Origin of the sequence: Rivularia sp. UHCC 0363, from assembly GCF_034931125.1 — a bacterium.
In the GTDB taxonomy this organism is placed as follows: Bacteria; Cyanobacteriota; Cyanobacteriia; order Cyanobacteriales; family Nostocaceae; genus Rivularia.
Map to the genome: position 1 here is coordinate 57915 of NZ_JAYGHM010000046.1, position 7841 is coordinate 65755.

A 7841-nucleotide genomic window follows, 5' to 3' on the forward strand; every position below is an offset into this window, starting at 1 on the left:
GAATTCAGTTTTTTGATTTCTTTCGTAAACCTATCGCTGTTTGCTATTTAATATATTTGCTCATAGTTTACGTATTGAACTTCTTTCTTAAGAAAGATTAAAAAAAATATTAATAATAAAACTATAGATAGATTATTTTAAAATAAATATTGTTATCTTGGTAAATTATCTGTTTTACATAAAATCATAAGCATAATTTAATTATTATCAAAATTGCTTTGAAAATTTTCCTATATTTGTTTACATAATTATATAAATAGTTTCTATCTATATAAATAATTGATAAATTCTAATTTATAGCTTTATTTGCTCCATTCTATGGAATTAGCAATAACTCTCAACAAAAATTTACCGGAACCGTTACACCAACAACTTTACGAACAACTTCGTCAAACAATTCTCAACGGGAGATTAACCCCAGGGGAACGAATTCCTTCAACTCGCTTTTTAGCAAAATCTCTGTCAATTTCTCGTTTCACAGTTACCACCAGTTACGAACAACTTTTAAGCGAAGGATATTTAGAAACAGTTAAGGGTCGTGGTACTTTTGTTTGTCAGCAAATCCCCGACAATTTAATCGACTCAAATCCAATCGAAATAATAGAAAAAATCAATCCTTTACCAATTAAATTATCTAAGTATGGAAACACATTAGCTAATATAAAAAATGTCCCTAGAATTGCCGAGCCAGAATTACAAATTAACTTTCGTTACGGAACACCAGCACTGAGCGAGTTTCCGATCAAAATATGGCGTAGATTACTATCACATTACTGTAACGCTAACTTAAATTGGCTCGATTATTCCACAGAACCTTCAGGATATCAACCTTTACGAAAAGCGATCGCACATTATCTTACCCGCTCCCGTGCGGTTAATTGCGAACCTGAACAGATATTAATTACCAACGGTACTCAACAAGCACTCGATTTAATTTTGCGTTTATTAATTGAACCAGGAGAAACGATAGCTATAGAAAATCCCGGTTATTTAAGCGCAAGAATTATATTTGAAACACAAGGCTCTCAAATCGTACCCATTTCAGTAGATAATTCGGGTTTAGTAGTTCAAGAATTAGCTAATTTTAAAGATAATATTATTCGTTTAGTTTACGTTACACCTTCCCATCAATTCCCCACCGGAGCAATTTTATCATTACCGCGACGCTTAGAGTTACTCAGTTGGGCGCAACAAACAGGGGGATTAATTATAGAAGATGATTATGATAGCGAATTCCGATATGGTGAAAAACCAATTCCTGCATTACAAGGATTGGATAAAAGCGATTCGGTACTTTACATTGGAACTTTTTCAAAAGTATTATTCCCTTCATTGCGAATCGGTTATTTAGTGCTTCCCAAAAGTTTAGTTGCAATATTCACCCGTGCAAAATGGTTGTGCGATCGCCACTTACCAGTGCTAGAACAGCAAGTGCTTGCAGAATTTATCGAATCGGGACATTTAGAACGTCATCTAAGAAAAATGCGATCAATATACGATCAACGTCGTCAAGTTTTAGTAAAAGTCTTAAAAAAACACTTTGGAAAACGCGCTACTATCTTAGGAGAAAAAGCCGGAATTCACATTATGGTGGGTTTCAAAAGTGATTTGAGTGACGAAGAAATTATTCAAAGCGCTACAAAAGTCGGTATAGGAATGATGTCTGCCAATCCTCATTATCTCGCAAACCATCCCAAAGGTGAATTCATCTTTGGTTACGGCGATTTGACAGAAACCCAGCTTACCGAGGGAATTCGCAGATTAGCTCAGATAATTCTTTGTTCGTAGTGAGGTTTAGCTTTCTAATCCAAGGAGTAAAGTTCTGACTACAAACTTAAAACAAATAATAATTCCATAACAAAATAAATCATTTAAATCCCAATGTTGGGTTACGACACGATTAATCAGATTTTCGTTTTGATTTCCAATTTAACTTTCGTGTCTAACCCAACCTACTAGCTAGCTTTGCAGCCCACGCAGGTGGGCTTTGTTTTTTTAGCCCTACCCTTCGAGGGTGAGGGCTTTTTATTACTACGCAGTCACTTCCTGCTTCCGCTTACTAAGTAGCGCTCCATACAAACGATTAAGTGCATTTACATAAGCTTGCGCCGATGCAACGATAATGTCTGTATTCGCTGAACGACCGGAATAAATCTTATCTTCATACTTCAATCGGATAGTTACTTCGCCGATCGCATCAATTCCAGCAGTTACCGATTGTACGGAAAACTCAATCAAATTATTCGGTACATTTACCACGCGATTAATGGCTTTATATACAGCATCTACGGGTCCCGTACCAATTGCCGCATCAGTTAACTCTTCTCCTTCAGGGTTGCGTAAAGTCACGGTTGCGGTAGGACTTGCATTGCTACCGCAGGAAACCTGCACCAATTCCAACTTGAACAAATCGGGTGTTTGTTGAATCTCATCATTAGCAAGAGCTTCTAAATCCCAATCGGTAATTTCTTTCTTTTTGTCGGCAACTTCTTTAAATCGAATAAAGGCTTTATTTAAATCATTTTCTGACATTTCAAAGCCCAATTCTTTTAAACGGGTACGAAAAGCATTTCTTCCCGAATGCTTGCCCAAAACGATTTTATTTTCTGTCAAACCTACTGACTCGGCATCCATTATTTCATAAGTGAGCTTGTTTTTCAACACGCCATCTTGATGAATTCCGGATTCGTGAGCAAAGGCATTTGTTCCGACAATTGCTTTGTTTGGTTGCACCAACATTCCGGTTAAATTGGAAACCAAACGGGAGGTTTTATATATTTGCTTGGTGTCAATATTTGTTAACGCGGCTTCCGAATCAACATCGCGTCCCAAGAAGGGATTAAAATATTGTCTGCGGACGTGGAGAGCCATGACTAACTCTTCCAAAGCTGCATTCCCGGCACGTTCTCCGATACCGTTGATGGTACATTCTAATTGTCTAGCACCATTTTTTACAGCTTCTAAAAAGTTAGCTACAGCTAAACCCAAATCATTATGTCCGTGAACCGAGATAATCGCTTGATCTATATTCGGAACGTTTTCTGTAATTCCTTTAATTAAAGCTCCAAATTCGCTGGGGGTTGTATAACCAACGGTGTCAGGAATGTTAACTGTTGTTGCTCCTGCTGCGATCGCTCTTTCCAATACTTGGTAAAGATATTCTGGGTCGGAACGTACCGCATCCATTGGAGAAAATTCCACATCTTCCATGAAAGACTTGGAGTAAGCAACCATCTCTTCGGCAATTGATAGCACTTCTTCTCTGGTTTTCTTTAACTGATATTTTAAGTGGATGTCAGAAGTGGAAATGAAGGTGTGAATTCTTCCTTTGACTGCTGGCTTCAAGGCTTCTGCTGCTGCTTTAATATCATTTTTAATGGCTCTTGCCAAACTACAGATTACCGGACCGTCTTCTGTGCCTACAGTTTGAGCTATCTTGCTTACGGCTTCAAAATCCCCCGGACTTGCAAAAGCAAAACCCGCTTCAATGATATCTACACCCAATCGCTTTAACTGCTTAGCGATCGCCAACTTTTCGTCAATATTTAAAGTTGCCCCTGGGCATTGCTCTCCGTCACGGAGTGTGGTATCAAAAATAATGATTCGTTCTGGATTTGTCTTCATAACTAGTAGTGAAAGTTGATAAATTTTTTGTGCCTAACAATACTTTCTACTTTAATTTTTTTTACTATTAATTTTCTAAATATTTGTAAAGATTATTAAGCTTCAGTTTTTTCTATACTGTTTCTTATTTCATTTAAATCTATATATCTATCGGTAGCATTACGTAACTCTCGTGCTATCATACCCTCTGTTGAAACGACAGTTATATGAGTGTTTTTAGAGCGTAATAATTCAATTGCTCTTTCAAAATCTCCATCTCCACTAAATAAAATTACTCTGTCATATTGGTCTACTGTATTAAACATATCTACAACAATTTCAATATCTAAATTAGCTTTTTGGGAGTAACGTCCGGAGGAATCATCATAATATTCTTTGAGTATTTTAGTTCGTACTGTATATCCTAAACTAATTAGAGCATCTCGAAAACCTCGTTGATCCTGTGGGTCTTTCAAGCCAGTGTACCAAAATGCATTGATTAAATTTGTGTGTATTTGTTCGTATTTGAAGTATTCTAATACTCGTCGTGGGTCGAAAAACCAGCCGTTCTTTTGTTGAGCATAGAACATATTATTTCCGTCTACAAAAATAGACAGACGAGTCATATGAGTTTCCATAGGAAATTACACCATTAAATATAAATGAATTTAGATTGAACAATAGATTATAGCAATAATAAAATGACAAATTCGCTAATATATATAAATTATATTGTCATGTATAGCTTTTATCTATCCTTTCTTAATTTAAGAGATTGACTAAAACATTAAACTATGGTTGAAACAACAGCCTTAGTTTTTTCGCCCTTAACTTAATATGCTTACATTGCACCCTGTAATCAAAATTTACCAATAAAATTGACTAAGTAACAGAATTTTTTACAGTATATTAATTAAGTTTACTCCTAAAGTAGGTAAGTAACTCGAATCCCCCAAGTTAGAATCAGAGTATTGTGTCGATCGCAAATAATCATGGTTTTTATAATTTTGAATAAACACGCTCTCTTAGTGATATAGGGAAAATATAAAAATGCATTTTTGGCTTATTTAGCTTCGAGTATCTAACAGATAAGCGTTAATGCAGATTTTTAGGGATAACCGATGGGGATTAGATAGACGAAGCAATATTTATCAAGATAATGTATAACTAATTACGTCTTTCTGACAAAAGGTTTGCATCGATATTGTATTATCAAGGCATGAGGAAGCTTTATAGATTTCTATAAAATATTCTTGCTTTAATAAACTACGGATTGTAAAAAGACAGGTTAATAGAAGATATTAACCATGAGTAAAACATCGGCAGTTAAGCTTTCATCTACTTGCAATCCCAATGCGGAACGAACCATCGTGTAGTTGACCAGAACCTAATTTAAGGAAATGCCTTTATCCAATAACCCAAACGGGATTGATCTGGGTCTAGAATATTTACTGATATATCGTGAAAAAAAGAAACAGCAGATGACAGTTGATAAAAGTATAATATTTTCATGTGTATAGACTTTTGTTTAAGTGTTACCGATCGGGTAGCTTACACAAAATAATGTATAAACTTTCCAGAATTGTTCAACATAAATTAATCAATAATACAATATGGCAGAAGAACCTGCATATAACATAACCAAAAAATATGTGTCTGCCGCTAAGAAACTGTTTAGCTTTTCCAGACAAGCTACTTCTACGGTATCGGCACGTCAATTTAAAATCATGGCTCGATGGGGTCATATTCTTAGTGGTGCAACAGTAGCCGGGGCTGTACTGCTAGCATATTCTGGTACTGGTTTTACCATTTGGATAGAAAGCCAATCAGAAAGCTTTTTTTACCTGCTGCGGGGAAGGGTAACTCCACCAAAAGATATTGTCATTTTAGCGATAGACAATGAATCGATATCGCGTCCCAAGGAGTCTTATGAAATAGACCCGACTGCTTACGCTTATTTAGAACCCCTGAAATCTTTCCCCTTTCAACGTAAAGTATACAGCGAAGCCATTGATAAATTAATCAAAGCTGGGGCGCGTCACGTTGGATTAAATGTACTTTTTGATTCTCCTAGTAGATACGGAGCAGCCGACGACAAGCAGCTTGCTAATACTTTGCAGCGATATGGAGATAAAGTTACTTTAGCAGCCCTCTACGAAGGAAATGACCTAGAACAGGGAGATTACTGGCAATTATTTTTGCCAGACCAGCAATTCCGCACGGGTTCAACATCTATCGGCTATACAAATTTTCCTCTTGAAATAGACGGCAAAATTCAAAAATTAGGGAGCTTATTCCCCAAACAGTTAGCACAAGATGGCATAATTCCTAGTGTCATGCCATCATTTGACGAATCATTATTAATAGCTGCCAATATAAAATATCCTCAACCAAAAGGCGATCACATTTATTTTTTTGGAGGGACACAGACATTTAGTACTTATTCTTTCTGGAATGTATTTGAGCCGGATTTCTGGGATACTAACTTACAGGGAGGAAAGGTTTTTAAAGACAAAATCGTCTTGATCGGCTTGACAGCTAAAGCGTATAAAGGAGAAGATTACCATCCGGTCGCAGTATCTTCTAACTGGCTTTATCCGGAGAAAATGTCCGGAATCGAAATTCATGCTAACGCGATCGCAACCTTAATGTCCGGGAAATCGATTGATTCTCCAATTTCTAATCCATTTGGGCGGGGTTTATTTGTACTGGTTTTAGTCGGTGGATGTACGCTAATAATAACTAGGATTAAGCAAGGTACAAATAGATTTGCACTAAGTCTTGTCTGCGGGATAATCTGGGCAGGCATAAGCTACAGTTTATTTGTATTTGGTCAGTTAATTGTTCCTACCGGCATCCCAATAGTTGCAATTTCCACTGTTGGACTTTGCTATTTAGGAACCGAAGTGGCTCGGGACAAGTTAAGAAAAACTCAATTAGTAGATATCTTACAAAAGCATGCTTCCAACCGCGTTGTACAGGAGATAATATCTCAGCAAGAAGATTTGAAAGATTTACTCGGACAGCGTTTAAAAGAGGTATCGGGTAAAGTATTAGACGGTAGATATAAGATAGTCACTATTTTAGGTTCGGGTGGATTTAGCGAAACTTATATTGCAGAAGATACCAGACTTCCAGGTAATCCTCTATGCGTTGTCAAACAGTTAAAACCAGTTAATAATAAATCGGAACAACTGCAAGTGGCCAGACGCTTATTTAAATCAGAAGCGCAAACCTTGCAAATGTTAGGAAACTATAATCAAATACCTCAACTTCTTGCTTATTTTGAAGAAGAAGAAGAATTTTATTTAGTTCAAGAATACATTATCGGTCGTCCTTTAAATCGAGAAATATCAAACGAACAACTTCCAGAACCAATAGTTGTGGAAATGCTTAAAGATATATTGCAAACATTAGTATTTGTACATCATAAAGGTGTAATTCATCGCGACATTAAACCCAGCAATATTATCCGACGTAAATCAGATAATAAATTGGTGCTAATTGACTTTGGTGCTGTAAAACAAGTTTCTACCCAAGTAATTAATTCTCAAGAGAAAACAGCCTTTACAATTGGAATTGGTACTAAAGGTTATGCACCACGAGAACAATGTTTAGGGTATCCGCAATACAGTAGCGATATTTATGCAGTTGGAATGATTGGTATTTTTGCCTTAACTGGTATACCACCTCACGAGTTAGCAATAGATGAAAACCAAGAATTAAAATGGGCTGATAAAGCGACTGTTAGTATTGGATTTACTCAAATTCTCAATAAAATGGTGGTTGACAATCATGAATCCAGGTATCAGTCAGCAAAAGAAGTGCTTGAAGCGCTTCACGAACTGACAAATTCTAATTATTCTGAGAACCTCTTCACAGACAACTCAACAAATCCTACACTCCTAAACGATTCTGATATTCCCACTAAACCTTGGAATTGATGTTTTAAGTTGCAAATAGAAAAGGTTCGTAGTTGCGCTCTATATCTTGCATTCAAATCAACTGGTGAGAAGTCGGGTTTTTTAGATCAGTCTTGATTACATAAGATAATCTCGCCAAAAACCCGACTTCTGGGACGAGTTCAGCAAGCCCTACGTAGATATTGGAGGAGGTTCTGGTTTAGGAGCATTTCCACCTGCTGGAGGTTCGGGAGTAAGTGGTTGGGGAGCGGGATTTCCACCCTTTGGAGGTTCGGGATTAAGTGGTTGGGGAGCGGGACTTCCACCTGCTGGTGG

4 protein-coding genes are annotated in these 7841 nt (G+C 36.8%); 2 read left to right on the top strand and 2 right to left on the bottom strand.

Annotated elements, in window-relative coordinates:
* Positions 1–318: 318 nt before the first annotated feature.
* Positions 319–1788 (top strand): PLP-dependent aminotransferase family protein, encoded by a 1470-nt coding sequence (locus VB797_RS23205; RefSeq protein ID WP_323240106.1) that lies wholly within the window; start codon positions 319–321, stop codon positions 1786–1788.
* Positions 1789–2031: 243 nt separating this feature from the next.
* Here the strand turns inward: VB797_RS23205 and VB797_RS23210 are convergent, their stop codons facing one another.
* Positions 2032–3624, bottom strand: coding sequence for a 2-isopropylmalate synthase (locus tag VB797_RS23210; RefSeq protein ID WP_323240107.1), 1593 nt, complete (start codon positions 3622–3624; stop codon positions 2032–2034).
* Positions 3625–3719: 95 nt separating this feature from the next.
* Complete coding sequence (locus VB797_RS23215) at positions 3720–4241, bottom strand: NYN domain-containing protein (protein ID WP_323240108.1); 522 nt, start codon at positions 4239–4241, stop codon at positions 3720–3722.
* Between the two features lie 975 nt (positions 4242–5216).
* On the opposite strand from VB797_RS23215, the gene VB797_RS23220 reads away from it, so the two are divergent.
* The gene (locus VB797_RS23220) at positions 5217–7547 is read left to right on the top strand and encodes a serine/threonine-protein kinase (RefSeq protein WP_323240109.1); all 2331 of its coding nucleotides are present in this window, start codon (positions 5217–5219) and stop codon (positions 7545–7547) included.
* Positions 7548–7841 lie beyond the last annotated feature (294 nt).